This is a genomic window from Blastococcus jejuensis (assembly GCF_039534705.1).
In the GTDB taxonomy this organism is placed as follows: domain Bacteria; phylum Actinomycetota; class Actinomycetes; order Mycobacteriales; family Geodermatophilaceae; genus Blastococcus_B; species Blastococcus_B jejuensis.
Genome location: NZ_BAAAVV010000001.1, coordinates 14,692 through 40,527 on the forward strand (window position 1 = coordinate 14,692; position 25,836 = coordinate 40,527).

Consider the following 25,836-nt stretch of genomic DNA (forward strand, 5'->3'; position numbering starts at 1 on the left):
GATCAGCCGCCGTGGGCGAACCCGCCCGGGCGTCCGTTGCGGTCGGCGAGCAGGCCGGCCAGCGTCGAGACGGCGATCTCGGCCGCCTGCTTGGACCCGATGTCCAGGCCGATCGGCCGGTGCACGCGGGCGATCTCCTCGGCCGGCACCCCGAGCGCGGTCAGCGCCGCGACGTGCGGGCCCTCCTGCCGAGGGTTGCCCATCACGCCGACCCAGCGGGCCGGGTGCGCCAGGGCGTCGCGCAGCAGCTCGCCGAGCTCGTCGCGGTGGTGGTCGGTGACCACGACGTCGGCGGTACCGGCCGCCAGCTCGTCTTCGAGCTCGGCGAAACCGCGCACCGTCCGGTCGGCCCGCACCTCCACCGCTGCGTCGCCCGGTTCGACCAGCACCGTCCGGAAGCCGAGCTCGGCGCCCCAGCGCAGCAGCACCTCCGCCGTCGAGGACGCGAACACGGCCACCAGCAGCCGGTCGGCGCTCACGCCGGACGCTCCGGGCTGTCGCCGTAGGCGTAGCCGGCATCGGGGTAGCGGGTGCCCTCCGCGGCCCCCGGCGGCGCGATCGCCTCGAGCCGGGCCAGGTCGTCGCCGGTGAGCTCGATCGCGGTCGCGGCGGCGTTCTCCTCCAGGTAGGTCCGGCGCTTGGTGCCCGGGATGGGGACGACGTCGTCGCCCTGCGCGAGCACCCAGGCCAGCGCGAGCTGACCGGCCGTCACACCCTTCTCCGCGGCGAGGTCCCGCACGGCCTCGACCAGCCGCAGGTTCGCCTGGAAGGCCTCGCCCTGGAAGCGGGGCTGGTTCTTGCGGAAGTCGTCGTCGCCGAAGTCCGCGGGGCTGGTGATCGCGCCGGTGAGGAACCCGCGGCCCAGCGGGCTGAACGGCACGATGCCGATGCCGTGCTCGCGGGCCACGCCGAGCACCCCCGAGATCTCCAGGTCGCGGGTCCACAGCGACCACTCGCTCTGCAGCGCGGCGATCGGGTGCACCGCCGCGGCCCGCCGGATCGAGGCCGCGCTGGCCTCCGACAGACCCAGGTGGCGGACCTTGCCCTGCGCCACGAGCTCGGCCATCGCGCCCACGGTGTCCTCGATCGGCACCTGCGGGTCGACCCGGTGCTGGTAGTAGAGGTCGATGACGTCGACGCCGAGCCGGCGCAGGCTCTCCTCGGCACAGGACTTCACGTACTCCGGCCGCCCGTCGACCCGGCGCTTGCCGTCGGGACCGATGGCCAGCGAGAACTTGGTGGCCAGCTGCACCTCGTCGCGGCGGCCCGCGATCGCCTCCCCGACGAGCTCCTCGTTGTGCCCGAGGCCGTAGAAGTCGGAGGTGTCGAGGAACGTGACGCCGAGGTCGAGCGCGCGGTGCACGGTCGCGATCGACTCCGTCCGGTCGGCCGGTCCGTACGACTGGCTCATCCCCATGCAACCGAGTCCGAGCGCGGAGACGGTCAGGCCGTTCCGGCCGAGGGTGCGGGTCCCGACTGTTGAGGTCATGCCCACATCCTCGTCCACCCGGCTCCGCCGAACACACGGGGACGTCGGCACCGGCCTCCCGTCTGATGGGATGGGGCCGGGTGCCGGTGGTCGGCGCCCGGCGAGGAGGGCCCCGTGCAGTACGCCGAGTCCGTCGTGGACCTGGTCGGCAACACCCCGCTGGTCCGGCTCACGAAGGTCACCGAGCACCTCGGTCCGGACGCGCCCCTGGTGCTGGCCAAGGTCGAGTACCTCAACCCGGGCGGCTCGGTGAAGGACCGCATCGCCGTCCGGATGGTCGACGCGGCGGAGGCCAGCGGTGAGCTGAAGCCCGGCGGCACGATCGTCGAGCCGACCAGCGGCAACACCGGCATCGGGCTCGCCCTGGTCGCCCAGCAGCGCGGCTACCGCTGCATCTTCATCTGCCCCGACAAGGTGTCCCAGGACAAGATCAACGTCCTGAAGGCCTACGGCGCCGAGGTGGTCGTGTGCCCCACCGCCGTCGACCCGTCGGACCCACGCAGCTACTACTCGGTCTCCGACCGGCTGGCCCGCGAGACCCCCGGCGGCTGGAAGCCCGACCAGTACTCCAACCCGGCCAACCCGCAGTCGCACTACGAGACGACCGGACCGGAGATCTGGGCGCAGACCGACGGCCGGATCACGCACTTCGTCACCGGCATGGGCACCGGCGGCACGATCAGCGGCACCGGGCGCTACCTGAAGGAGGCCTCGGGCGGCCGGGTCACGATCGTCGGCGCCGACCCCGAGGGCTCGGTGTACTCCGGGGGAACGGGCCGGCCCTACCTCGTCGAGGGGGTCGGCGAGGACTTCTGGCCGTCGACCTACGACCGGGAGATCGCCGACGAGATCATCGCCGTCTCCGACGGCGACTCGTTCGCGATGACCCGCCGGCTCGCCCGCGAGGAGGGGCTGCTCGTCGGCGGCTCGTGCGGCATGGCCGTCGTCGCCGCGCTGCGCGCCGCCGAGAAGCTGACCAGGGACGACGTCGTCGTGGTGCTGCTCCCCGACGGCGGGCGCGGCTACCTGAACAAGATCTTCAGCGACCAGTGGATGGCCGACTACGGCTTCCTCGACGTGGCCGCCGGCGAGACGGTGGGTGACGTGCTGCGCGCCAAGTCCGGCGAGCGGCCGACGCTGGTGCACACCCACCCCAACGAGACCGTCCGCGACGCCATCGACATCCTGCGGGAGTACGGCGTGAGCCAGCTCCCGGTGGTGCGGGCCGAGCCGCCGGTGACCGCCGGCGAGGTGGTCGGCTCGGTCGACGAGAAGACGCTGCTCGACGCGCTCTTCGCCGGGACGGCGAACCTCGCCGACCGGGTCGAGAAGCACATGTCGCCGCCGCTGCCGATCATCGGCTCCGGCGAGCCGGTGGGTGCCGCCGTCGGCGCCCTCGGCTCGGCCGACGCGCTGCTCGTGCACGTCGACGGGAAGCCGGCCGGGGTGGTCACCCGCCAGGACGTGCTCGGTCATCTCGCCGGGCTCGCGCCTACGGTCGGCTCATGACCCAGGGCTTCAACACCCGCGCCATCCACGCCGGCCAGGAGCCCGACGCGGCGACCGGCGCGGTGATCCTCCCCCTGCACCTGACCACGACCTACAAGCAGGACGGCGTCGGCGGGCTGCGCGGCGGCTACGAGTACAGCCGCAGCGGCAACCCGACCCGGACGACCCTGCACGAGGCGCTGGCCGCACTGGAGGAGGGCGCGACGGCGCTGGCCTTCGCCTCCGGGCTGGCCGCCGAGGACACCCTGCTGCGCACGGTCTGCCGTCCCGGGGACCACGTCGTCCTCGGCGGGGACGCCTACGGCGGCACGTTCCGGCTGATCTCCCGCGTGCTGTCGGAGTGGGGCCTGGAGTACACGCCCACCGACCTCGACGACCCCGACGCGCTGCGCGCGGCGATGCGCCCGACGACGCGGGTGGTCTGGTGCGAGACGCCGAGCAACCCGCTGCTGAACATCACCGACATCGCGCGGACGGCGTCGGTCGCCCACGAGGCCGGCGCGCTGCTCGTCGTCGACAACACCTTCGCCTCGCCCTACCTGCAGCGGCCGCTCACGCTCGGCGCGGACGTCGTCGTCCACTCGACGACGAAGTACCTCGGCGGGCACTCCGACGTGGTCGGGGGCGCGCTGGTCACCTCGGACCCGGCTCTCGGCGAGCGGCTGGCGTACAACCACAACGCGATGGGCGCGGTGGCCAGCCCGTTCGACTCGTGGCTGGTGCTGCGCAGCCTCAAGACCCTCGGCGTCCGCATGGACCGGCACTGCGCCAATGCCGCACGGGTCGCCGAGTTCCTGCTCGACCACCCCGCCGTCGCGACGGTGCTGTACCCCGGCCTGCCCGACCACCCCGGGCACGACGTCGCCGCGAGGCAGATGTCAGGCTTCGGCGGGATGGTCTCGTTCCGGCTGGCCGGCGGCGAGGATGCGGCGCTGAAGGTATGCGAACGGGCTCAGCTGTTCACGCTGGCCGAGTCGCTCGGCGGCGTCGAGTCGCTGATCGAGCACCCGGGCCGGATGACGCACGCCAGCGCCGCGGGTTCACCGCTGGAGGTGCCCGGCGACCTGGTCCGGCTGTCGGTCGGCATCGAGGACGTCGACGACCTGCTCGCCGACCTGGAGCAGGCGCTGGGCTGACCCTCGCCGACCGGGCAGAATCCGGGAAGCAGAACCCTGCCGCCGCGGTTGGAGATCGCCATGAGCACGACGCAGAGCCCCCCGGACCTCACCGCGATCACCGCCGAGCGCGACCGCATCCGCACGGACCACCTGAAGCCGGCCGGGGAACGTCCCGCCTCGACCGCCCGGGGCCTGCACCACACCGCCCTGATCAGCAGCGACGTCGAGCGGACGGTCCGCTTCTACCAGGACGTGTTGGGCTTCCCGCTCACCGAGCTGATCGAGAACCGCGACTACCCGGGGTCCTCGCACTTCTTCTTCGACATCGGCAACGGCAACCTCCTGGCCTTCTTCGACTTCCCGGGTCTCGACGTCGGCCCGTACGCCGAGGTGCTCGGCGGGCTGCACCACATGGCGATCAGCGTCGAGCCCGCCCGCTGGGAGGCGCTGGTCGGGCGGCTCACCGAGGCCGGGGTGCCGCACGAGGTGCACAGCGGGGTCTCGGTCTACTTCCGCGACCCCGACGGCGCCCGCATCGAGCTGATCGCCGATCCGCTCGGCGAGATGTACGGCCAGCAGGTCCTGTAGCTCTCCGCCGGTGAGCCAGCCCCCTCGTCCCGGTCCCACCCCGCGGGTCTCGCTGCCGACCCTCTCCCCCGGCTCCCGGCTCTACGTGGGCACGGAGGCCGGCGGGTCGGCGCTGCTCCTGGCCGCGACGGTGCTCGCCCTCGCCTGGGCGAACTCGCTCTGGGCCACCAGCTACGACTCGTTCTGGGCGACGACGGCGACCCTCGGGGTCGGCGACGTCGCGCTGACCATGGACCTGCAGCACTGGGTGAACGACGCCGCGATGGCGCTGTTCTTCCTGGTCGTGGGCCTGGAGATCACCCGCGAGGTGGCCACCGGTGAGCTGCGGGACCGCCGCAACGTGATGGCCCCGGCGCTGGGGGCACTCGGCGGGCTGCTGGTCCCCGCGCTGGTCTACCTGGCGTTCAACCCGTCCGGGCCGGCCAGCGCCGGCTGGGGCGTCGTCATGTCGACCGACACCGCGTTCGTGCTCGGCATCCTGGCGCTGTTCGGCCCGCGCTGCCCCGACCGGCTGCGGCTGTTCCTGCTGACCCTGGCGATCGTCGACGACATCGGCGCGATCTCGGTGATGGCGCTGTTCTACAGCGGCGACCTCCACCTGGCGCCCCTCGCCGTCTCCGGGGTGCTCGTGCTGGTCCTGCTGGGGCTGCGCTGGGCCGGGATCTGGCGGCTGACGCCCTACCTGGTCGCCGGCGTCGCGCTGTGGCTGGCGGTGCACGCCTCGGGGGTGCACGCCACGCTGGCCGGCGTCGTGCTGGGCCTGGTGCTGCCCTCCCGGCCGCCGGAGCAGGCGGTGATCGACCGCCTCAAGGTCTACGGGCGCGCGCTGCGCGAGCGGCCCGACGCCGAGCGCGCCGCCCTGGCCTCGATGGCGGTGGCCGCCACCGTCCCGGCCAACGCGCGACTGCAGTACGCCCTGCACCGGTGGACCGCGTACGGCGTCGTCCCGGTGTTCGGGCTGGCCAACGCCGGGGTCTCCCTCGACGCCGAGACGCTCCGGGCGGCGGCCGCCTCGCCGGTCACCCTCGGGGTCGTCGTCGCCCTGCTCGTCGGCAACGCCGTGGGCATCACGGTGGGCGCCGCCGTCGCGCTGCGCACCGGCTGGGGGATCCTGCCCGGCGGGGTGCGCTGGTCGCACCTGATGGCCGGCGCGACCCTGGCCGGGATCGGGTTCACGATCTCGCTGTTCATCGCCGACCTCGCCTTCGCCGACGAGACGCTGCGCGAGCAGGCGACCATCGGGATCCTGGCCGGGTCAGTGGCCGCCGCGGTCCTCGGCGTCGTCCTGCTGCGGTTCCTCGGCGAGCGGTTCCCGCTCTGCTCGCCGGGCACCGAAGGGCCACCGTCGCTGCCGCCGCGGCCCTGGGTCGCTCCCGGCGTCCCCAGCCGGGCCGGCACCGAGCATCCCGTTCCCTGACCCGACCGCCCGGCGCAGGGCACCGATCTCGACCCGACCCAGGTAGGGCTCGCCGTCGATGATCAGCGTCGGGGTGCCGACCACGCCCTCGTCGAGCCCGGCGGAGAAGTCGGCCTCCACCTTGTCGCCGAACACCTGCGCGGCCTCGCCGACGACCCGGCTGCCGTCGAGTCCGAGGTGGTCGGCGTAGGCCTCGAGCGACCGGTCGTCGAGGCGCTCCTGCTTGCCGAAGACCAGGTGGTGCATCTCCCAGTAGGCGCCCTGCGCCCCAGCGGCCTCGACCGCCAGGGCGGCGGTGAGCGCGTGCGGATGGACCCCGGGCAGCGGGAAGTTGCGGAAGAGCAGCCGCACCCGGCCACCCGACTCGTCGACGAGCTGCCGCAGGACGGGGGCGGCGGCCGCGCAGTACGGGCACTCGAAGTCGCCGTACTCGACGACGGTCACCGGCGCGCCGGGGTCGCCGTAGACGTGCTCGGTCGCCTCGTCGAAGCCGGCCTCGCTCACGAGTCGGAGCGGACGACGAGGTCGGCGTACTCGCCGTGCCGGTCGATCCAGCCACGCACGAACGGGCAGCTCGGCACCACCGAGCCGCCGCGGGCCCGGACGTCGTCGAGCGCCGCGCGCACCAGCGTCCCGCCGACCCCCGGGCGCCCGGCGTCCTGATCGACCTCGGTGTGCAGGAACTCGGTGATGTCGCCGCGGCGGCGGTAGACCGCGATGCCGAGCACGCGCTCGCCCTCGCGGATCTCGTACCGGTGCTCGTCGGGGACGTCGCGGACGGTCAGCTCGGCCTGTTCCGCCTGCTCGGTCGAGTCACTCATGCCGACGGTCAACCCGGCTGCGGCGACCGGTGTTCCGGGGTCAGTCGACCAGGGAGAGGGCCTGCGTGGGGCAGGCCTGCACCGCCTCGCGGACCTCGTCGGGTTCCGCGCCGTCGAACGCCGGGACCAGCACGTGGACGACGCCGTCATCACCGACCTCGAAGACGTCGGGCGCGAACATCTCGCAGGTGCCCGAGCCGACGCACCGCTCCGGGTCGAGCTCGACGCGGGTCATCGGGCCGGACCGAGCCGCGCGGGCAACCGCTTGATGCCGTTGACGAACGAGGACCGCAGCCGGTCCGGCTCCCCGGCGACCTCGAGGTCGGGCAGCAGGTCGAACAGCATCCGGAAGGTCACCGTGATCTCGCGGCGGGCCAGGTGCGCGCCGAGGCAGAAGTGCGGCCCCTTGCTGCCGAACCCGACGTGCGGGTTCGGGTCGCGCGTCAGGTCGAAGCGCTGCGGGTCGGCGAAGACCTCCGGGTCGCGATTCGCGGCGCCGTAGAAGAGCAGGAACTTGTCGCCGGCCGAGTACCGGTGCCCGTGCAGCTCGCCGTCCTGGGTCGCGGTGCGGCGCATCCAGGTGACCGGGCTCGCCCAGCGGACGATCTCCTCGACGGCCGTGCGGTCGATCGACGGGTCTGCCATCCAGCGGGCGCGCTGGTCGGGGTGCTCCGAGAGCGCGAGGATGCCCTGGCTGATCGCGTTGCGCGTGGTCTCGTTGCCGGCGACGAGCAGGAGGATGAAGAACGACGCGATCTCCTGGTGGGAGAGCTTCTCGCCGTCGACCTCGGTGGTCACCAGCGCCGTCGTCAGGTCGTCGCGCGGCTCGGCCAGCCGCTCGGCCGCCAGCCGTTCCATGAGCCCGGCGAGCTCCATGCCGGCCACGAGGAACGCGGTGAGCGGGTCGTCCTGGTCCTCGACGAGCTCCGGGTCCCCGCCGGACAGGATGATGTTGGACTGCGCCAGCACCATCGCCCGGTCGGCCTCGGGGACGCCCATCATGTCGCAGATGACCCGCAGCGGGATCGGGGCGGCGATGTCGGCGACGACGTCGATGGTCCCGTCACCGGCCTCGGCCTTCCGGCGGGCCGCGGCGAGCACGTCGGCGACGATCTCGCGGACCGAGTCGAGCACCCGCTCGAGCATCCGCGGCGTGAACGTCTTGGACACCAGCCGCCGGATCTTGGCGTGCCGCGGGTCGTCCATGCTGATCATCGAGCCGTAGAACTCGTTGAGATCGGTCGGGATGTCCTGGATGGACACCGCACCCTGGCCCGAGCAGAAGATCGCCGGCTGGGAACTGATCGCCTCCAGGTCGGCGTAGCGGGTGACCGCGAAGTACCCGGGGCCGGGCTCGAGCATCGGCACCTCGGGCTCGGCGAAGAACGCGAAGGGCCGCTCGCGGCGGAGCAGGTCGAACACCGCGTGCCGCTCGGCAGGCGGGCGGACCCAGAAATCCCGGTCGGACAGGTCGATGCTGTCCAGATCGATGCCGGCGGGGTCGATCGGGGCGGCGGCGTCCACGGACACGGGGGTCCTCCCTGGGAAACGGTCAACGGTGACCGGAACGCTAGAGAAGAGTTGCCGACCAGCACAACACCCCCGTCGCGACGGGACGAGGAGGCTCGGGTGGACGGTCGTCGCGCACTCGCCGGTATCGCCCTGGCGGCGGGCACCTACGCCGGGTACCGGCGGTGGCAGACCCGGTGGGGCGCCACCGCGGAGGAGGTCGGCCGGCCGCTGCCCGGCGACGAGCTGGTGGACCGCCCCTGGTTCGACGCCACGAACGTCGTGGAGATCGCCGCCGAGCCCGAGCAGGTCTGGCCCTGGCTCGCGCAGATGGGCGCCTACGGCCGGGGCGGCTGGTACAGCTACGACCGCTTCGACAACGCCGGGCGGCCCAGCGCGGACCGCGTCGTCCCCGAGTTGCAGGACCTGCGGGTGGGCGACGTGCTGGCCACCTCGCCCGACGGCAGCGGGTTCGTCGCGCGCCGCGTCGAGCCGGGGCGCTGCCTGGTCCTGGAGATCCGCGCGCCGGAGGCGTCGATCAGCAGCGCGTTCGTCCTCGACCGCGTCGCGCCGGGCCGGACCCGGCTGATCAACCGGGTGCGCTACCGGTTCCGCCCGACGCCGCGCACCCTGCCGCTGGCGATCGCCATGGACGTCGGGCACTTCGTGATGGCGCGCCGGATGCTGCTCGGCATCCGCGGCCGCGCCGAGGCCCTCGCGCGGCGTACTCACGAGTAACCAGGGCTCCGCCGCCTCGTTGCACCGGTCACACACGGGCCGCGCTCGGGGCCCGGACGACCCGCGGAGGCATCTCCATGCGCTGGAGAACGATCGTGCTGCCGGTGGCCGCCCTGATCGTCGGGACGACGGCCGGGGCCGCGCAGGCCCATACCGACAGCGGGGCCCCGGTGACCCCGTACTACGCCCCGCCGTTCGCCGACGAGTGCGAGGTCCACCGGTTCGGCGAGGGCGAGGCGCCGGACCTCTCCGCCTACCCGGACGACCCGCTGTGCGTCGAGTACGCCAAGCGGGACATCACCGTCGACAACGGCGGGGCTCTGGCGTTCGCTCTCGCCGAGCCCGCGCGGGTGGCCCTGGCCGCCCCGGCGTGCCAGTACTGGCAGCGGGACCACTGGAGCGTGCAGTTCTCCCGCGGTGACGTGCCGGTGGTCCGCTGGGACGGCAGCTACTGGTTCGACAAGGGCACCGGCCAGGCGGCCGGGCGGCTGCGCAACCTGACCGTCGGCGGGCAGCCGGCGGGCATCGCGGAGGCGGCCCGGGCGGTCGAGCAGGTGAGCCCGGAACTCGCCGCGTACCTCCGGGCATACGGCCGCGGGGGCTCCGGCCTCGGGGCCGACGCGGGCGTCCCCCTGGACCCGACCTGCGTGCGATGAGCTCGGACGCGGCGCTCTCCCGCCGGCGGCTGCTGCAGATCGTGTCGGCCGCCGCACTCACCCTGCCCCTGACCGGGCTGCGGATGCCCGCCGCCCGGGCCGACGTGCTGCCCCGGTCGCTGGACGCGGAGACGCTCACGCTCGAGGCCTGGAGCGACACGATGGTTCCCGGCGAGAAGCGGTCCCCCGACGACCGGGCGATCGCTGGGGTCGCGGCCGGTCCGGGCGCGGTGCAGGCCGGCGCCGTCGACATGATGCGGTTCGGGCCGGTCGGGCTCGCCCCGGCGGTCCCCGCGCTCGCGGCCGGGCTGAACGCCGAGGCGGTCCGGTACGCGGCCACGGTCGGCGTGCTGCCCGACCCCACCGTCCCCCCGTTCGTGGGCCTGCCGTTCGAGCACCGGACCGGCCTCGCCCTCCAGCTCCTGGACACCGGCCGGCCCGACCAGCTGGTCTGGTACGGCCTGGCCGGGATCGCCATGCTCGCCTTCCACACCGCCGGGCACCTCAGCACGCCCGACGCCGTCCGGTCCGGGCACCCCGGCCTGGCGTGGCTGGACTTCCCCCAGCCCGACGCCGACGGGCTCTGGCGGTATCCGGTCTTCTCCTACCGGCGCCGGCTGGCCCGGCCGCACCCACGGACCACCCGGACGGGACAACCGGCATGAGCGTGGAGACCGTCGACGTCGTCGTCGTCGGCACCGGCTTCGGCGGCGCGATCCCCGCCTACAACCTGGCCGCCGGTGGCGCCTCGGTCGTGATGCTCGAACGCGGCCCGGAGATGGCGACCGAGGACTTCGCCCACGACCTGCAGGTGGGCACGTACACCCGGTACGTCGACCTGATCAACGGCGACGGCGTGCAGGTGGTCGCCGGCAACTGCGTCGGCGGCTCGAGCGTCGTCTACTTCGCCGCGTCGCTGCGCGCGCCGTCCTTCGTCTTCGACCGCACCGGCTCCACCGGCCGCCGGCGGCTGTGGCCCGCAGCGCTGACCCGGGCGGAACTCGATCCCTGGTACGACCGGGTCGAGGAGACGCTCCCCGTCGCGCAGCAGACGTGGGACGACGTGCCCTACGCCGGCGGCGTGTGGGCGGCGGCGTGCCGCAACGCCGGGCACACCTGCAACCCGGTCCCGCTCGCCGTCGACCTGCCGCGCTGCACCAACTGCAACTGGATGCTGTCGGGCTGCCGGTTCGACGCCAAGCGCTCGATGCTGCTCAACTACCTGCCGGCGGCCCGCGCGCACGGGGCGCAGGTGCGGCCGCTGCACGAGGTGCAGCTGGTCGGGCCCGCGACCACCCCCGGATACCGCTACCGCGTCGACTACACCGTCGTCGACCCGTCCGACTACCGGCTCGTCCAGGGCGCCGGCTCGATCGAGGCGAAGATCGTGATCATGGCGGCCGGGGCCATGGGCACGCCGGTGATCCTGCAGCGCTCGGCAGCGGCCCTGGGCGGCGTGCCGTCGGCCGTGGGCCGGTACTTCTCCCCCAACGGCGACCGCGTGTCGATGGCGGTGCTGGACGAGGAGAAGCTGGGCTCGGTGCTGGGCCTGGAGCGGGAGCCGGGGGTCGCCTACGAGGCCTTCCACATCGGCAAGCCGATCGGCTCCATGAGCTACGACTTCCTCGACGGCCGGCTGCCGGAGTTCGAGCGTTTCGGGCTCCAGCAGATCTACTTCCCCTCGATCACCAACGTCCTGCCGGAGGACGGCACCGGCGCGGAGCCGCAGTGGTTCGGCGTGGACAAGAAGACGCTCAGCGCCCGCTGGCGGTCGTGGCTGACCGTGCTGGCGCTGACCGAGGACGACAACGAGGGAGTCTTCGGTCCCCCGCCGCCGACCGGCAACTTCGTGCGCGCGGCGCCGACCGCCTCGGTGACCACGCTGAGCTATCGGCCCAACGCGGCCACCCTCCGGGGATGGGAGCGGTCCGACGCCGAGATCCGGGCGATCATCGAGAAGGACGGCCTCGGCCGGCACCTCTCCTGGGTCGGCGGGCAGCCCTCGCTCTCGGCCCATCCGCTGTCGTCGTGCCGGATCGGTGACGACCCGGCCACCTCGGCACTGACGTCCGACCACGAGCTGCGCGGTTCTCCCGGGCTGTTCGTGACCGACGGCAGCGCGGTGCCGACCTCGCTCACGGTCAACCCGTCGCTGACCATCGCCGCGCTCGCCGAGCGGGCGTCGGTCGCCATCGCGCGCTGCGCCGCGGAGGCGGGGATCGCGGTGACCGCCGGGGTGCCGGCGCCCGGCTCGGCCTGAGAGACGGAGAAGCCCGGCCCCTGGGGGGCCGGGCTTCTCGCGAGTGGTAGCGGGGACAGGATTCGAACCTGTGACCTCTGGGTTATGAGCCCAGCGAGCTACCGAGCTGCTCCACCCCGCGTCGCATCTGCCAGGATACACGTCGGTCCTCGACCGACGCCGCGGGCACCCGATCGCCGCCTATGGACCGGCCGGATGCGGGGAAATGATGCCGGCGAGTTCGCTCGCGAACCGCCTGGTCTGCGGGTCGGCGAACCAGTCGCTGTGCAGGTGCATCGGCGGCGGAGCGGGATCCGCGTCGGCCCAGAGGACGGGTGGGTCGAAGATCTCGCGGTCCAGCACGGCGCCGCTCGTGCCGGGGTCCTGCAGCACCCACCCTCCGACGTAGTCGCTGCGCCGGACCAGGTTGATCCAGCGGACCGTGCCCGTCGTGGACAGCCGACTCCGCAGGACGTCGAGCTGCGCGGTGCCGAAGTAGGCGGGGAAGGCCCGGCCGTAGAGCCGCCGCAGGGGCGCCGCGAGCGTGAGCAGCGCCACCCGGTGGCGCACGCCCTCCGGCAGCTGCGCGATGGCCGCGTGCGCGATCACCGAGCCCTGGCTGTACCCCACGAGCAGCACCGGCGAGTGCGGCTCGCGGATCCCGCCCGGCGGGAAGGACTCCGCCATCTCCTGCGCGACGGCAGGGTCCCCACCGTCGCGGGCCTCGTCACCGACCACCCGCCGGATGCGCGTCACCACCTCCGGCACCGACCGCTCGGCGTAGCTGGGCGGGCCGAGGGGATGGCAGGCGCGCGGCCAGAACGTCACGACGTCCCAGAAGAACCCGAACCGCTTGCGCTTGATGCTGCTGGTCAGGGCGGAGCGCAGGTACACGACGAACAGGCCCGTCACGAAGACACCGATCGTGGTGCCGTACTGGGCGACGGCGCCCAGCCAGGCCACACCTCCCCCGCCGAGCAGGTATGCCTCGTAGCCCACCAGAGCCACCGCCGTGGGCAGGACGATCCCGACGAGCCCCCCGGCCCCGGAGTCGGTCAGCTTCGACGTCGCCCAGGTCCCGGCGACCTCCTTCCGGCAGTCGGGCCCGGCATGCGCCGCACCGCGGTCGGCATACACCGACGCGAGCGTGCCCAGCCCGTCGCACTCGCGCACGTGCCGGGCCATCCGTCGGCGCTTCCCGGCCAGGACGATCCCCACCACGAGCACGCTGGCCAGCGTCACCGCGAAGGCCAGCCCACCGGCATAGGCCGCGTAGGGCACGATCAGCCCGCGGCCGGACCCCTCCTCCGTGGCCGTCGGTCGGGCGAGGACGTTGGCGACGGACATGATCACCGTGCTGCCGAAGACGCCGGCCACCAGGGAGGCCAGGAGCGCGACGACCACCGGGGTGAACCCCTTCGCCATGACGTCGAGCGACTGCCTGCCATCGCGCCACGGCTTCTGGCCCCACACGAGGATGAGGAGGACGAGGCACAGGCCGAGCGGGACGAGCAGGAGGACGTCCTGGAACCGGGCGTCGTAGGGAATGGCCTCAGCGCCCGGCTCGCCCGCGTAGGACCCCCTGTCGAGCACTGTGGGCTGCCACCAGATGCGCCCCAGGGCGGTGGCCGCCGCCAGGCCGAACGACCCCCAGGCCACCGCCTCGCTCACGGTGTCGCGGCGGCCCCGGTCTGCGCCACCCTGCGTCACCCGGTCGACCCACGGCGTCGCCAGGCAGACGACCGCCCCGAGCGCGAGCAGGCCGGCAAGGACGAGCAGGGAGCAGCGGAGCCAGGGCAAAGGCGCCGCGGGCATTGCCAGCACGGCGATCAGCACCGCGCTCGCGACGGTGAGATGCGCCTGACGCTGCCGCCTCAGCGGTGTGTCCCCGCACCAGAACGAGCTGCTGGACAGCGTCCAGCCGTCCTCGTCCGGCGCGCCGTAGCCCGACTGCCGCTTTTCGTAGTCGCCCTGGGTCCGGTGGCTCAGCCACCAGAGGCCGGCGATCACGAGCAGCACCGGCACCGCCGCCAGCGTCAGCCGCACCCCGATCGACCGCTGGCTGAAGAAGTCCAGCCAGTCCCACAGCCGGTTGTAGCGCGCCGCCTGCCAGGCCAGCACGTCCAGGCACAGGTACGCCGTGGTGCCGACGAAGGCGGTGGTCAGGGCCAGCCCGAGCAGCCGGAGCACCACCCGCGACGCGGTGAGCAGCCTGGGATGCCGGTCCGCAGGCAGCGCCCAGTGCGCGACGTTGACCAGACCGAACGGCAGGAGCAGCAGCCACAGCGCCGACCACGACGCCTGGTAGTTCAGCTTGCCCCAGCAGTACGCCTCGACCCGCGGGCGGCCGGCGGCCGAGCCGCCGGGGAACCACGGCCGGTAGAACCCGGCGCGGTGGTCTCCGGCCACCTGGAGGACGGACGGGGTCTCGAGGTTCTCCTCCGCCGACGCTCCCCCCACACCGTGGATGCGCAGCTCGAGCGCGGTGACCGCGCCGCCGTGGTGACCCGCGAAGGGCACCTCGCCCCCGGCCACCGCCGCGGCCGGATTGGTCAGGTCGTCGCCGCTGAAGCCCTCGACCGCACCCAGCCCAGGGCTCACGCCCAGCAGCGTGCGCTGGGCCGACCCGCCGACTCCACTCGTCTCCCCGTGCACGGCACGCTCCCTCTCCGGAGGGACCGCATGGTGCCGGAACCTGGAGTCCCGGTGAAGAGCGCTGGTCACGGGGGCAGGTCACGAAAGCGTCGCCCCGCGCCGTCCGACGTCCCTCCCTGCACCGCCGGACCGCCCCGTCACACCGGTCCCAGACGCCGCGCGCGCCTCCCGATCGCCGCCCGCGCACCGACCTAGAGTCCGCTCCGTGATGGGGGAATCGGCGACGAGCACGTTCGTCGGCCGACCCCAGCCCGTGGAGATCCACCATCGCGGCATCTGGTACTCCGGCGAGCTGCTCGGCTGGCGGCACGAGGCCGACGGCCGGGTGTCGGCCCGGGTGCGCTGCGTCGTCGACGGCCTGCGGCACTCCACGTGGAAGGACCTCGCCGAGCTCCGGCTGCCCGACCCCAAGCACCCGCCGCGCAAGGAGGCGCTGGCCGCGGCCCTCGGCCGCCCGGCACCCACCGCTCCGGACGAGCTCGACGACCGAACCCGGCCGCACCTCCTGCGGGCCGAGCCCGGCGCCCGCCCGGCCAAGCCGGTGCACGCCGTGACGCCACCGGCGCCGCGAGCCACGCCGGTCAGCCCGTCGCGGGTCGGCCCGCCGAGACGACGCACGGAGCCGGCGCTCGCCCTGGCCTGACCATTGGACCGAACCGTAGCCTCGGTGCATGACGTTCCCTGGTGACACCCGGTGGGCAGCGGCCAGGAACGAGCGCGCTCGCTCCTTCGGGGCCGTCGCATCCGACTACGCCGCCTGGCGTCCGGGCTACCCGGACGACGTGGTGGCATTTCTCGCCGGTGGCGACGCCGGCCACGCCGAGCGACGCCGCATCCTGGACCTCGGAGCGGGCACCGGTCAGCTCAGCGAGTCGCTGGTGGCTGCGGGGCACGACGTGGTCGCCGTCGACACGTCGGCGGACATGCTGGAGCAGCTGAGCGCCCGACTGCCCGGCCTGCCCACCTTCGTGGGTCGCGCGGAGGAGCTGCCGCTGCCGGACGACGACGTCGACGCCGTGGTCGCCGCCCAGGCGGCGCACTGGTTCGAGCCGGCCCGCTCGGCCGCCGAGTTCCGCCGGGTGCTCCGGCCGGGAGGCGCGGTCAGCTTCACCTGGCACACGCGCGAGGACACGACCGCCTGGTCGAGAGCGCTCGCCGAGCTGCTCGCCGCCGATGCCCGCGACCAGACCGGTGACCGACCGGAGAGCAACGCGGCGGTGGTCGAGGCCTTCGCCACCGAATTCGGGGGCGAGGTCGTCGCGTACGCCACCCGCTGGGTGCAGCGGGTACCCCCGGAGGCCGTCGTCGGCCGCGCGGCCAGCAGCAGCCGCGTCGCACTGCTCGACGACGACGGGCGCGAGGCCTACCTCCGCCGGATCCGCGAGCTGCTGGCCACCCACCCCGACACCCGCGGCCGGGACGAGCTCGAGGTCACGTACCTGACCAGCGCCTGGCGGCTCACGACGCGCTGAGCGGGACCGCGTCCCGCTCAGCGGCCGGTCGGGTGGGCGACGACGACGGCGGCGCGACCTCGCGGCGTGGTCGTCGCTCCTCGCGCAGACCCTTCACCAGCGACCAGAGCATGACCAACAGCACCACGGCGAACGGGAACGCGGCCACGATGGCCGCCGTCTGCAGGCCGCCCAGCCCGCCACTCACCAGCAGCACGGCCGCCGACGCCGAGATCACCAGGCCCCAGACGACGGTCACCGACCGAGCCGGGTCCGCCCCGCCCTTGGTGCTCAGCGAGCCCAGCACGAACGTCGCGGAGTCCGCGCTGGTGACGAAGAACGTGACGATCAGCAGGATCGCCACTCCGCTCGCGATCGCCCCGAGTGGCAGCGTGCCGAAGAGGCCGAAGAGCTGGGCTTCGGTCGCCTGCTCCCCCAGCCCGGCCCCGGCGCGCTCGGCGAGGATCCCCGAGCTTCCGAACACCGAGAACCACAGGGCGCTGACGAGGGTCGGCACGGCCAGCACGCCGACCACGAATTCGCGGATGGTGCGGCCCCGCGAGATGCGGGCGATGAACGTGGCCACGAAGGGCGACCAGGAGATCCACCACGCCCAGTAGAAGACCGTCCAGCCGTTGATCCAGTCCGATCGGTCGGCGTCGAAGGGGCCCGTCTGCAGGCTCATCGCCGGCAGCTCGGTCACATAGCTGCCGATGGTGGTGGTGAACGCGCCGATGAGCCGCCCGGTCGGGCCGGTGAACAACACGAAGGCCAGCAGCGCGATGGCCAGGATCCCGTTGGCCGTCGAGAGCCACTTGATCCCGCGGTCGATGCCCGACAGGGCCGAGAGCAGGAACAGCACCGTGACGACGGCGATGATCCCCAGCTGGAACCCCGAGCCGATCTCGATGCCGTCCGTGGCGGTGGCCAGGCCCCCGTTGATCTGCGCCGCGCCCAGGCCCAGCGACGTCGCCACCCCGAACACCGTCGCGACGACGGCCACGGTGTCCACCACGGTGCCCAGCGGACCGTCCACGCGGTCGCCCAGCACGGGCCGCAGGGCGCCGCTGACCGTGGCCTTCCAGCCACGGCGGAACCGGGCGTAGGCCAGCGCGAGGGCGAGAAGGGAGTAGATCGCCCAGGGGTGCAGGCCCCAGTGGAAGAACGAGTACCGCAGGGCGTCCCGCGCGGCCTGGGTTGTCTCCGGGTCCGCCGTGGGCGGGGTGAGGTAGTGGGCGACGGGCTCGGCGACCCCCCAGAACACCAGTCCGATGCCCATCCCGGCGGCGAACAGCATCGCGAACCAGGCGCCGGTGCTGTATTCCGGTTCGTCGTCGTCCTTGCCCAGCCGGACCTTCCCGTAGCGGGAGGCCGCCAGCGCGATCACAGCCCCGAGCATCACCGACGCCGTGAGCAGGTAGAACCAGCCGAACCGGTCGACGACGAACGCCCGGGCCGCATCGGCCGCGGCGGCGAGCGAGTCCGGGGAGAGCGCCCCCCAGACGACGAAGGGCAGGACGAGGGCAAGGGCTGCCCAGAAGACGACGGAGGTCCTCCGCACGTGGTTCAACTCCTCGTGGATGTGGACGCGGCAGACGGGCGCGGGACTGGCGGGGGCCCACGGGCTCAGGTCTGGGAGCGCAGTACCCCTGGGACGGTGGTCGAATCGCCGTCGGGGATCGTGGGGGCGTGAACAGCGACACGCCCGATCCGCGCGAGCCGCACCTCGTCCTGGACCTGGCACTGCGCGCCGGCGAGGTGCTGCTCTCCGGTGGTGCGGGCGCCTCGTCGGTCACCGCGACGTGCACGCAGATCGCCGAGGCCGGCGGCCTGCACCGCGTCGAGTGCGACATCACGTACACGTCGCTGTCGCTCTCGGGGCATCCCAGCCCCGACGACGTCGCTCCGGTCACCTCCATGCGCCTGGTGCACCAGCGCGAGATCGACTACACGCGCGTGACCGCCGTGCACAACGTCGTCAGCGGATTCCTCGCCGGGCGGTTCGGCCGGGCGGAGGCCACCCGGCGGCTGGACGCGGTCGCCACCTCGCGGCACCCCTACCCCCGGGCCGTCGTCACGGCGGCGCGGGCCACGCTCGCCGCCTCGGTGGCGGTGCTGCTCGGCGCCGGGCCGGTGGTGACCGGGGCGGCCTTCGCCGCGACCGTGCTGATCGACCTGGCCAACGGCGTGCTGGGCCGGGCGGGCGTGCCCACCTTCTACCAGAACGCCCTGGGCGGTGCGATCGCGACGGCGACGGCGGTCGCGCTGGTGACCGCGGGAACCGGCATCCACCCCGCGCTCGTGGTCGCCGGCGGGATCGTGCTGCTGCTGCCGGGGGTCACGCTGGTGGGCGCCGTCCAGGACGCGATCACCGGCTTCTACGTGACCGCCAGCGCGCGCACCTTCGAGACGTTCCTGTTGACGGCAGGGATCATCAGCGGGGTGGCAGCCACGCTGTCGGTGGCGGTCCGGCTCGGGCTGCCGGTGCGGATCGGGGATCCTCCGTTGCCCGGCCTGGACCGCATCCCCTGGCAGCTGCTGGCCGCGGCGGTGGTGTCGGCGTCCTTCGCCGTCGCGAACTTCGCACCGCGCCGCACCGTTCCGACCGCGGGGCTGGCCGGGGCGGTCGGCTGGGCGGTGTTCGTCACGGTCGACTGGCTCCGGCTGCCACCGGCGCTCGCCTCGGCGACCGCGGCGGTGGTGATCGGCGTCGGCGCCCTCCTCTTCGCCCATCGGCAGCAGGTGCCGACCCTCGTGTACGTCGCCGGGGGGATCATCCCGCTGCTGCCCGGTCTGGCGATCTACCGCGGCCTGCGACACCTCGCGGAGGGCGACATGCTCGCGGGCGTCTCCCTGCTGGGCCAGGCGGTCTCGACCGGGCTGGCGCTGGCCGCCGGCGCGATCCTCGGCGAGTTCCTCGCGCAGGCGGTCGGTCGCACCGACGCACGGCTGCTCCGGCGGCTGGCCGGGCTGCGCCCGGCCGGTCCGCCCCGGTGGCGACGACGTCCGCCGGACCGCACGGCAGGCGGGCGGAGCCGGTCCAGCGCCCCCTGATCGGGACCGGTGCCCCGCTCTCGCCGCGGCCGGGGCCTCAGGGTCGGTCGAACTCCAGCGCGGCCACGCCCGGCTGCGGGGCGACCGACAGCGCATCGGTCAGCAGGGCGACGAGCGCCTCGAGCTGCACGTCGGCAGAGGACGCCAGCTCCTCGTCCGAGCCGTCGAGGGCCCTGGCGGCGAGCCCCGCCTTGCTGTCGATCAGCTCGGCGATCCGGCTGTCGATGGTCTGCGCGGCGATGATGCGCCACGCGGTGACGGGCTCCGACTGGCCGATGCGGTGGCTGCGGTCGATGGCCTGCGTCTGCTCGGCGTTGGTCCAGGAGAGCTCGGCGAGCACGATGTTCGAGGCGACCTGCAGGTTGAGGCCCACGCCCGCGGCGGTCAGGGAGCAGACCGCGATGGCGACGTCGGGCTCGTTCACGAAGGCGTCGATGTTCTTCTGCCGCGACGACGACGTCTGGTCGCCCCGGATCGACGAGAACCGGATGCCCTGGCGGGCGAAGGTCTCCTCGGCGGCGTCCATCACGTCGACGTGCTTGGCGAAGAAGACCACCTTGCCGGCGCTGCGCGCGAGCTGGGCCGCGTAGTCGGCGGCGAGGGGGGCCTTCGCCTGACCGATGCGCCGCACCATGCTGAACACGTTCTCGCCGGTCGACGTGGCCGCGTCCTTCAGCTCCGCCCGGGCCACCCTGCGCACCAGTTCGTGATCGATGCCCTCGCCGACGTCGGACGAGCGGTTCGCGAGCGCGGTCTCGTAGCGCGCCACCATCCGGCGGGCGAGGTCCCGCTCGGCCGCCCGGATGGACCGGCCGGCCGGCCCGTCCAGCTCGACGGGCAGGTCGGCGATGCGGCGCGCGGGGATGTCGGCTGCCACGTCGACCTTGCGGCGGCGGACGATGCCCAGGTCGACCACGCAGTCGCGGGCGGCGGGGTAGAACCCGGGGTCGGCCGGGGTCAGACCGGTCTCCTCCAGCGCCTCCATCAGCTCGCCGAGCGGATTCGCCTCGTCGATCCAGCCGAGGAACTGCCAGATGGCCCGGAAGTCCTCGATGTCGTTGATCAGCGGGGTGCCGGTGAGGGCCATCAGCAGGGGACGCGCGATCCGGGACCGGATGCGCTCGGAGAGCTCCAGGACGTGCTGCGAGCGCTGCGAGGCCGTGTTCTTGATGAAGTGCGCCTCGTCGACGACCATCCCGCGGAAGCCGAAGTCACCGATCCACCCCACGTGGCGGTCGAGCACCTCGTAGTTGACGACGACGATGTCGGCGAAGCCGTCGATGGTGTCACCGTTGCCGTGGATCACGGTGGCCGAGCGCTGGGGTGTCCAGCGGCCGGCCTCGCGGGCCCAGTTGGTCTTGACGACGTTCGGCACGACCACCAGCAGCGGATAGGCGCCCGCTGCCTCCGCGGCCAGCAGGGCCTGTGCCGTCTTGCCCAGGCCCGGCTCGTCGGCGAGCAGGAACGTGCGGTGGCCGGCGGCGGCAGCGGCCACGACCTGCGCCTGGTGCGGCATCAGCTCCAGGCCACCCGCCGCGTGCAGGGAGGACGGCGCCGGCAGGGCCATGCATGCCGGAGCTCCGGGGGCGGCGCGCTCGAACGAGCGGAGCAGCGGGCCGAGGAGCTCCCAACCGGCCAGCCGGCGCGGGCGGGCCGCGCTCGGCCGCGGGGCCGAGAAGTCGGGAGCGAGGAAGGGGTTGGCCAGCTGTCGCGAGACGACCGACTGTGGCACGACCCGACGCTCGGTGGCGGCGGGAGCGGCCGCCGGCTCCGGCGGCCTGGTCTCGTCGGGCGCCGGCTCGATACCGGCGGCCCTCAGCATGTCCCGCTTCAACGACCTGGCCGCGTCGGTGACGACCGCGTCCTCGCTGAGGAGCGCGAGGAGAGCCGGGTCGCGGACGGCGGTCTTCGCGAGGATCGTCGCGATCCCGTCGAGGCGCTTGAGCTGCTCGGCCCGCTGGGGGGCGCTGGTCTCGTCCGCCCGGACCCGGGCATGCTGCTCGCGCACGAGCAGGGCGACGACCTGGAACTTCGCGCGCACCGCGGGCGTCACGGGGCCGCGCTGGGCGGCCGCCTCGACCTCACGGACGGCGCGGGCGAGCACCGCCATGATGTCGCCACGCTCGCGCGCGGGGCGCGGGTTCCGCGGAGCGGTCCGGCCCCTGCCCGACGCGCGCTGGCCTCGTCGAGCCACAGACTCCTCCTCCGGCAGGCGCGGCACGGTTGCCGCGGGTCCGCTCGCCGTCCTGCGGGGCGATCGATGTCGCGATGGGACGCGGCACCTCGCCAGACGCGAAACGGAAACGGCCCTCACAGCGACTGTGAGGACCGTTTCAGCGTTGTAGCGGGGGCAGGATTCGAACCTGCGACCTCTGGGTTATGAGCCCAGCGAGCTACCGAGCTGCTCCACCCCGCGTCGGTGAGACCACCATACCAGCGCGGGAGCGGGAGGAGGGCGCGGGGTCGGTCACACCCTCCTCCCCGCGACTCATCCGCCGGGTGACGCGGTAGCGCCGGCCGCCTGCGCGGCCTGGTAGGCCTCGACGGCGTCCTGCAGGTCGGCCAGCGCCGCACCCTGGGCCGCGAAGTCCCCGGACCGCTGGGCATCGGCCAGCGCGTCGAGGGCGTCGTTGATGGCGGCGACCTCCTCGGCCAGGCTCTGGTCGCCCGACTCGCCGCCGTCCGGCGGCGTGGTCGTGGGCGCCGGCGTGGTCGGCGTCGGACTGCTCGGCTCGTCCGTCGGCGGGGTGTCGTCGCCGCTGGCTCCCTCGCCGGCGCCGGCACCGAAGACCTGGTCCAGCGCCTCCTCCAGGGTGTCGGCGTAGCCGATCCGGTCACCGAAGTTGACCAGCACCTTCTGCAGCAGCGGGAAGCCGCCCTCGCCGGTGCCGCGGACGTAGAGCGGCTCCACGTAGAGCAGCCCCGCGTTCCCGATCGGCAGCGTGAGCAGGTTGCCGAACACCGGATCGGAGTTCTCGCTGTTGAACAGGGTCAGGTCCGGTCTGACCTGGTTGTTGGACTCGAAGGCGTTCTGCACCTGCCGGGGCCCGCGGAACGGGGTGTTCCCGGGCAGGCGCAGCACCTGGACCTCGCCGTAGCTCTCCGGATCGCTGGAGGCCGAGATGAACGCCGAGAGGTTGTCCCGCTGGAACGCGTTGAGCGCGCTGGTCAGCTGGAAGCTCGCGCCGTCGTCGGTCGGCCGCTGCGCGAGGATGTAGTACGGCGGCTGGTCCTCCTCGGTGTTCCGCGTCGGGTCGTTCGGAATCTGCCAGCGGTCGCTCTGCGCGTAGAAGTCGCCCGGGTCGGTCACGTGGTAGCGGGAGAGGATCTCGCGCTGCACCTTGAACAGGTCCTCGGGGTACCGGACGTGGCTGACGAGCTCCTCGCTCATCTCCGACTTCGGCTGGATGACGCCGGGGAACGCCTTCATGTAGGTCTGCAGGACCGGGTCCTGCTCGTCCCAGGCGTACAGGGTCACCGTGCCGTCGTAGGCGTCGACGGTGGCCTTCACCGAGTTGCGGATGTAGTTGAACGTCTCGTCGGGCAGCGCCGTCGTCCCCGTGCCGGTCAGCGCGTCGGCCGCAGCCTGGCCCAGCTCCATCTGCTCCGCGTAGGGGTAGGACTCCGACGTCGTGTAGCCGTCGAGCATCCAGAGAACCCGCCCGTCGATGACCGCCGGGTAGGGGTCGCCGTCGACCTCCAGGAACGGGGCCGTCTTCTCCACCCGGTCCCGGGGGTCGCGCACGTACAGCACGCGCGAGGCGTCGTTGACCGCGCCCGAGAGCAGGAAGTTGCGCTCGCGGTAGTAGATCGCGAAGGTCAGCTGGCGGAAGAAGCTGCCGACCGAGACGCCGCCCTCACCGTCGTAGGTGTTGCTGATCTGGCCCTCGTCGCTGCCGCCCTCCGGCTGGTCGAACTCCCGAGGCGTCCCGCCCTCGGGGGCCCCGACGACGGAGTACACGTCCTGGCCGCCGTCCTGGATCAGCTCGCCGTAGTAGATCCGCGGCTCCTCCGGGACGATCTCACCGGTCGTCGGCAGGTCCTTGGTGGTGAAGTTGGGCTCGCCGCCCTCCTGCCCCGCGACGACCTCGTTCGCCGGCGCCGCGACGAACCCGTTGCCATGGGTGTAGACGGTGTGCCGGTTGATCCAGGTGTCCTGGTTCTCGCTCAGGCCCTCGCTGTTGAGCTCGCGGACGGCGACCACGTAGTCACGGGTCTCGCCGTCCACCGTGTACCGGTCGATGTCGAGCTTCTCCGGGAAGCCGTAGACGTTGCGGATCTGCTGGCGTGCGGTGAACGTGTCGGCCAGCACGTTCGGGTCCAGCAGCCGGGCGTTGGGGATCGTCTCGGTGTCGTTGCGCAGCTCGGCGAGCGCGGCCTCGGTGTCGACCTCGGTGCCGGTCGTGTCCTGGGTGTAGTCGATGTACTCCACGTCGCCGAGTCCGTAGGCGTCCAGCGTGGAGGCGATGGCCCGCTCGATGTAGAGCGCCTCCTTCTGGTCGGCGCTGGGCTTGACCACGAACTGCTGCACGATCGCCGGGTAGGCCACGCCGACCACGAGGCTGGTCACCAGCAGCAGCACCAGCGCGCCGGCCGGCAGCAGGAAGTTGCGGACGAAGATGTTGGCGAAGAACGCGACGGCGCACAGCGCGGCCACCCACACCAGGATCGTCTTCGGCGTCAGCAGCGCGTTGACGTCGGTGTAGCTGGCGCCGGTGAAGACCTCACCGCGGTCGGAGTAGACCAACCCGTACCGGTCGAACCAGTACGCGACGGCCTTGAGTGCCACGAAGACGCCCAGGAGCACCGAGATCTGCACCCGGGCGGCGGGCGTGAGCTTCTGGCCCGGCGTCTGCAGCCGCAGGCCGCCGAACACGTAGTGGGTGAGCAGGGAGCCGATCAGCGACAGCAGCACGATCGCGAAGCCGAAGCCGAGCACCAGCCGGTAGAAGGGGTAGTCGAACACGAAGAACGACAGGTCGATGCCGAACTCCGGGTCGACCTGGCCGAACTCGGTGCTGTTGCGGAAGGTCAGCCAGGTCTCCCAGCTGCCCTGCGCGGTGAACCCGGCGAACAGCCCGAGGACGACGGCGACGGCCGTGAGCACCAGGCCGCGGCGCGGCTCGAGGGACTGGCGGTACCGCTCCAGGTTCTGCTGCTCCAGCGACATCGGCCGGAACGTCGGGCGGAACCGGTAGGCCAGGTAGATCGACCCGGCGACCACCCCACCGGTGGCCACGCCGGCGACGGCGAAGAGCAGCGCGCGCGTCTGCAACTCGGTCCAGAAGACCTCGGTGTAGCCGGTCTCGTCGAACCAGAGGTAGTCGACGTAGACGTTGGTCAGCGTCCCGATCGCGGTGAACAGCACGAGCAGGACGCCCACGGCGCCGAGGAGGAGCTTCGCGCGCCGTGACAGGGCAGGCACGGGCACGGGGGGCCGCATGGCCACGTGGGATCTCCTTCGAGTTGCAGCATCCGGGCAGGGGGAGCGGTCCTCGGTCCGAACCCCCGGCTATCCCAGCACAACGCACCGCGGCGGTCGGGGTTCCCGGCCGGGTCAGCAGGTCTCGGGGGTGCGGCCGGCGTCCAGGTCGGCCAAGGCGGCGAGGGCGTCGTCGAGCGTGGCCACCCGGGCCAGGGGGAACCCGGGATCCTCCACGCGCAGCGCCTCGGCGCAGTTGTCGGCGGGCACGAGGAACAGGTCGGCGCCGATGTCGCGGGCGGTGACCATCTTCAGCGTGATGCCCCCGATCGGGCCGACGGCCCCCTCGGGGTCGATCGTGCCGGTGCCGGCCACGAACGATCCGCCGGTCAGGTCCTCGTCGTCGACGAGGTCGAGGATGCCGAGGGCGAGCATGAGCCCCGCCGACGGGCCGCCGACGTCCTCGACCTGGATGTCGACGTCGAACGGCGCGGTGGGCTGGACGATGACCGACACGCCCAGCAGCGACCCCTCCCGCTCGGTCGCCGGCTTCGTGGTGATCGTCGTGCTGCCCGGCTCCCCGAGACGCGTGTACTCGACCGTCACCTCGGTGCCCCCCGGGATCGAGGTGAGCACCGCGTCGAGGGCCTCCAGATCGGGGGTCGGGCGGCCGTCGACCGTCTCGAGCGCGTCACCCTCCTCGAGCCGGCCCTCGGACGGCGAGTCCTCGGCGAAGCCCTTCACCACCACCTTGTCGGGATACCCGAGGTGGCCCAGCGCCGCGGACTCCGCCGCCTGCTCGGAGGTCAGGAACGCCTCGCGGTTGGCCCGGCGGGTCTCCTCGTCGGTCTGGTCCGGCGGGTACACCGAGTCCTCGGGGACGACGGCGACCTCGTCGTCGAACCAGCCGCGGATCGCCTGCACCAGGCTCAGCCCGCCGCGGCTGACCCCCACGGTGGTCAGGTTGAGGTTGCCGTCGACCTCGTCGGGCTCCCGCCCCTCGACGGAGATGATCGGCTCGCCGTCGATGTCCCCGAGCGTGTTGAACGTCGGGCCGGGGACCTGCGCGACGTAGGGCACCGGCAGCGTCGTGCCCAGGACTCCCAGCACCACCAGGAGCAGGGCACCGGTGGTCAGGGCGGCGATCCGACGGCTCACGACGGGCGAGCC

Annotated in this window: 21 protein-coding genes, 2 tRNA genes and 1 pseudogene; 11 read left to right on the top strand and 13 right to left on the bottom strand. The window is 73.1% G+C overall.

Annotated elements, in window-relative coordinates:
• Window positions 1–2 precede the first annotated feature (2 nt).
• Together ABD644_RS00085 and ABD644_RS00090 are read right to left on the bottom strand one after the other, a co-directional pair.
• Window positions 3–479, bottom strand: coding sequence for an XdhC family protein (locus tag ABD644_RS00085; protein WP_344686441.1), 477 nt, complete (start codon window positions 477–479; stop codon window positions 3–5).
• Window positions 476–1,489 carry an aldo/keto reductase gene (locus ABD644_RS00090; RefSeq protein ID WP_344686442.1) on the bottom strand — a complete coding sequence of 338 codons (1,014 nt, stop codon included), beginning with the start codon at window positions 1,487–1,489 and terminating at the stop codon, window positions 476–478. Before ABD644_RS00090 ends, ABD644_RS00085 begins: the two co-directional genes overlap by 4 nt.
• A gap of 114 nt (window positions 1,490–1,603) precedes the next feature.
• Here ABD644_RS00090 and ABD644_RS00095 point away from each other — a divergent pair, with 114 nt between their 5' ends.
• Genes ABD644_RS00095 through nhaA form a run of 4 tightly spaced genes read left to right on the top strand, consistent with a single transcriptional unit; the run spans window position 1,604 to window position 6,121 of the window.
• On the top strand, window positions 1,604–2,998 hold the full coding sequence (locus ABD644_RS00095; RefSeq protein ID WP_344686443.1) for a cystathionine beta-synthase: 1,395 nt from the start codon (window positions 1,604–1,606) through the stop codon (window positions 2,996–2,998).
• A complete protein-coding gene (locus tag ABD644_RS00100) occupies window positions 2,995–4,134 on the top strand; it encodes a cystathionine gamma-synthase (RefSeq protein WP_344686444.1) in 1,140 nt (379 codons plus the stop codon). Before ABD644_RS00095 ends, ABD644_RS00100 begins: the two co-directional genes overlap by 4 nt.
• A gap of 60 nt (window positions 4,135–4,194) precedes the next feature.
• Window positions 4,195–4,704 (top strand): VOC family protein, encoded by a 510-nt coding sequence (locus tag ABD644_RS00105; RefSeq protein WP_344686445.1) that lies wholly within the window; start codon window positions 4,195–4,197, stop codon window positions 4,702–4,704.
• A 10-nt stretch (window positions 4,705–4,714) separates the two neighbouring features.
• Window positions 4,715–6,121, top strand: coding sequence for a Na+/H+ antiporter NhaA (nhaA, locus tag ABD644_RS00110; RefSeq protein WP_344686446.1), 1,407 nt, complete (start codon window positions 4,715–4,717; stop codon window positions 6,119–6,121).
• Window positions 6,122–6,139: 18 nt separating this feature from the next.
• Here nhaA and ABD644_RS00115 read toward each other — a convergent pair.
• The 4 genes and pseudogenes from ABD644_RS00115 to ABD644_RS00130 form a co-directional block, all read right to left on the bottom strand.
• Window positions 6,140–6,625 (bottom strand): annotated as a pseudogene (locus tag ABD644_RS00115) (DsbA family protein); the annotation flags it as partial.
• A complete protein-coding gene (locus ABD644_RS00120) occupies window positions 6,622–6,942 on the bottom strand; it encodes a GNAT family N-acetyltransferase (RefSeq protein ID WP_344686447.1) in 321 nt (106 codons plus the stop codon). The pseudogene ABD644_RS00115 and the gene ABD644_RS00120, both read right to left, overlap by 4 nt.
• A gap of 40 nt (window positions 6,943–6,982) precedes the next feature.
• Window positions 6,983–7,177 (bottom strand): ferredoxin, encoded by a 195-nt coding sequence (locus ABD644_RS00125; RefSeq protein ID WP_344686448.1) that lies wholly within the window; start codon window positions 7,175–7,177, stop codon window positions 6,983–6,985.
• Window positions 7,174–8,472 carry a cytochrome P450 gene (locus ABD644_RS00130; protein ID WP_344686449.1) on the bottom strand — a complete coding sequence of 433 codons (1,299 nt, stop codon included), beginning with the start codon at window positions 8,470–8,472 and terminating at the stop codon, window positions 7,174–7,176. The genes ABD644_RS00125 and ABD644_RS00130 overlap by 4 nt, the downstream gene beginning before the upstream one ends.
• Window positions 8,473–8,571: 99 nt before the next feature.
• On the opposite strand from ABD644_RS00130, the gene ABD644_RS00135 reads away from it, so the two are divergent.
• The 4 genes from ABD644_RS00135 to ABD644_RS00150 all read left to right on the top strand — a co-directional run bounded on the left by ABD644_RS00135 (window position 8,572) and on the right by ABD644_RS00150 (window position 12,105).
• Window positions 8,572–9,189, top strand: a complete 618-nt coding sequence (locus ABD644_RS00135) for an SRPBCC family protein (protein WP_344686450.1) — start codon at window positions 8,572–8,574, stop codon at window positions 9,187–9,189.
• A gap of 77 nt (window positions 9,190–9,266) precedes the next feature.
• A complete protein-coding gene (locus ABD644_RS00140) occupies window positions 9,267–9,845 on the top strand; it encodes a hypothetical protein (protein WP_344686451.1) in 579 nt (192 codons plus the stop codon).
• Window positions 9,842–10,510, top strand: a complete 669-nt coding sequence (locus tag ABD644_RS00145) for a DUF5987 family protein (protein WP_344686452.1) — start codon at window positions 9,842–9,844, stop codon at window positions 10,508–10,510. Before ABD644_RS00140 ends, ABD644_RS00145 begins: the two co-directional genes overlap by 4 nt.
• Window positions 10,507–12,105, top strand: coding sequence for a GMC family oxidoreductase N-terminal domain-containing protein (locus ABD644_RS00150; protein ID WP_344686453.1), 1,599 nt, complete (start codon window positions 10,507–10,509; stop codon window positions 12,103–12,105). The genes ABD644_RS00145 and ABD644_RS00150 overlap by 4 nt, the downstream gene beginning before the upstream one ends.
• Window positions 12,106–12,149: 44 nt before the next feature.
• Here ABD644_RS00150 and ABD644_RS00155 read toward each other — a convergent pair.
• A tRNA-Met gene (locus ABD644_RS00155) sits at window positions 12,150–12,226 on the bottom strand.
• A 59-nt stretch (window positions 12,227–12,285) separates the two neighbouring features.
• On the bottom strand, window positions 12,286–14,685 hold the full coding sequence (locus tag ABD644_RS00160; RefSeq protein ID WP_344686454.1) for an alpha/beta hydrolase family protein: 2,400 nt from the start codon (window positions 14,683–14,685) through the stop codon (window positions 12,286–12,288).
• A gap of 259 nt (window positions 14,686–14,944) precedes the next feature.
• Here ABD644_RS00160 and ABD644_RS00165 point away from each other — a divergent pair, with 259 nt between their 5' ends.
• Entirely contained in the window at window positions 14,945–15,382 is a 438-nt protein-coding gene (locus ABD644_RS00165; RefSeq protein ID WP_344686455.1) for a hypothetical protein, read from the top strand.
• Window positions 15,383–15,410: 28 nt separating this feature from the next.
• Window positions 15,411–16,211: a class I SAM-dependent methyltransferase gene (locus tag ABD644_RS00170; RefSeq protein WP_344686456.1), complete on the top strand. Its 801-nt coding sequence runs from the start codon at window positions 15,411–15,413 to the stop codon at window positions 16,209–16,211.
• Here the strand turns inward: ABD644_RS00170 and ABD644_RS00175 are convergent.
• Window positions 16,198–17,751: a BCCT family transporter gene (locus ABD644_RS00175; RefSeq protein WP_344686457.1), complete on the bottom strand. Its 1,554-nt coding sequence runs from the start codon at window positions 17,749–17,751 to the stop codon at window positions 16,198–16,200. The genes ABD644_RS00170 and ABD644_RS00175 overlap by 14 nt on opposite strands.
• 128 nt (window positions 17,752–17,879) lie before the next feature.
• Between ABD644_RS00175 and ABD644_RS00180 the strand changes: the two genes are divergently transcribed.
• Window positions 17,880–19,244: a threonine/serine exporter family protein gene (locus ABD644_RS00180; RefSeq protein WP_344686458.1), complete on the top strand. Its 1,365-nt coding sequence runs from the start codon at window positions 17,880–17,882 to the stop codon at window positions 19,242–19,244.
• A 37-nt stretch (window positions 19,245–19,281) separates the two neighbouring features.
• Here ABD644_RS00180 and ABD644_RS00185 read toward each other — a convergent pair whose 3' ends face one another.
• The 4 genes from ABD644_RS00185 to ABD644_RS00200 form a co-directional block, all read right to left on the bottom strand.
• Entirely contained in the window at window positions 19,282–21,354 is a 2,073-nt protein-coding gene (locus ABD644_RS00185; RefSeq protein WP_344686459.1) for a DEAD/DEAH box helicase, read from the bottom strand.
• 232 nt (window positions 21,355–21,586) lie between these two features.
• Window positions 21,587–21,660: transfer RNA gene (locus ABD644_RS00190), tRNA-Met, on the bottom strand.
• A gap of 72 nt (window positions 21,661–21,732) precedes the next feature.
• Window positions 21,733–24,687: a UPF0182 family membrane protein gene (locus tag ABD644_RS00195; protein ID WP_344687179.1), complete on the bottom strand. Its 2,955-nt coding sequence runs from the start codon at window positions 24,685–24,687 to the stop codon at window positions 21,733–21,735.
• Between the two features lie 114 nt (window positions 24,688–24,801).
• Window positions 24,802–25,824: a YlbL family protein gene (locus ABD644_RS00200; protein WP_344686460.1), complete on the bottom strand. Its 1,023-nt coding sequence runs from the start codon at window positions 25,822–25,824 to the stop codon at window positions 24,802–24,804.
• Between the last annotated feature and the right edge of the window lie 12 nt (window positions 25,825–25,836).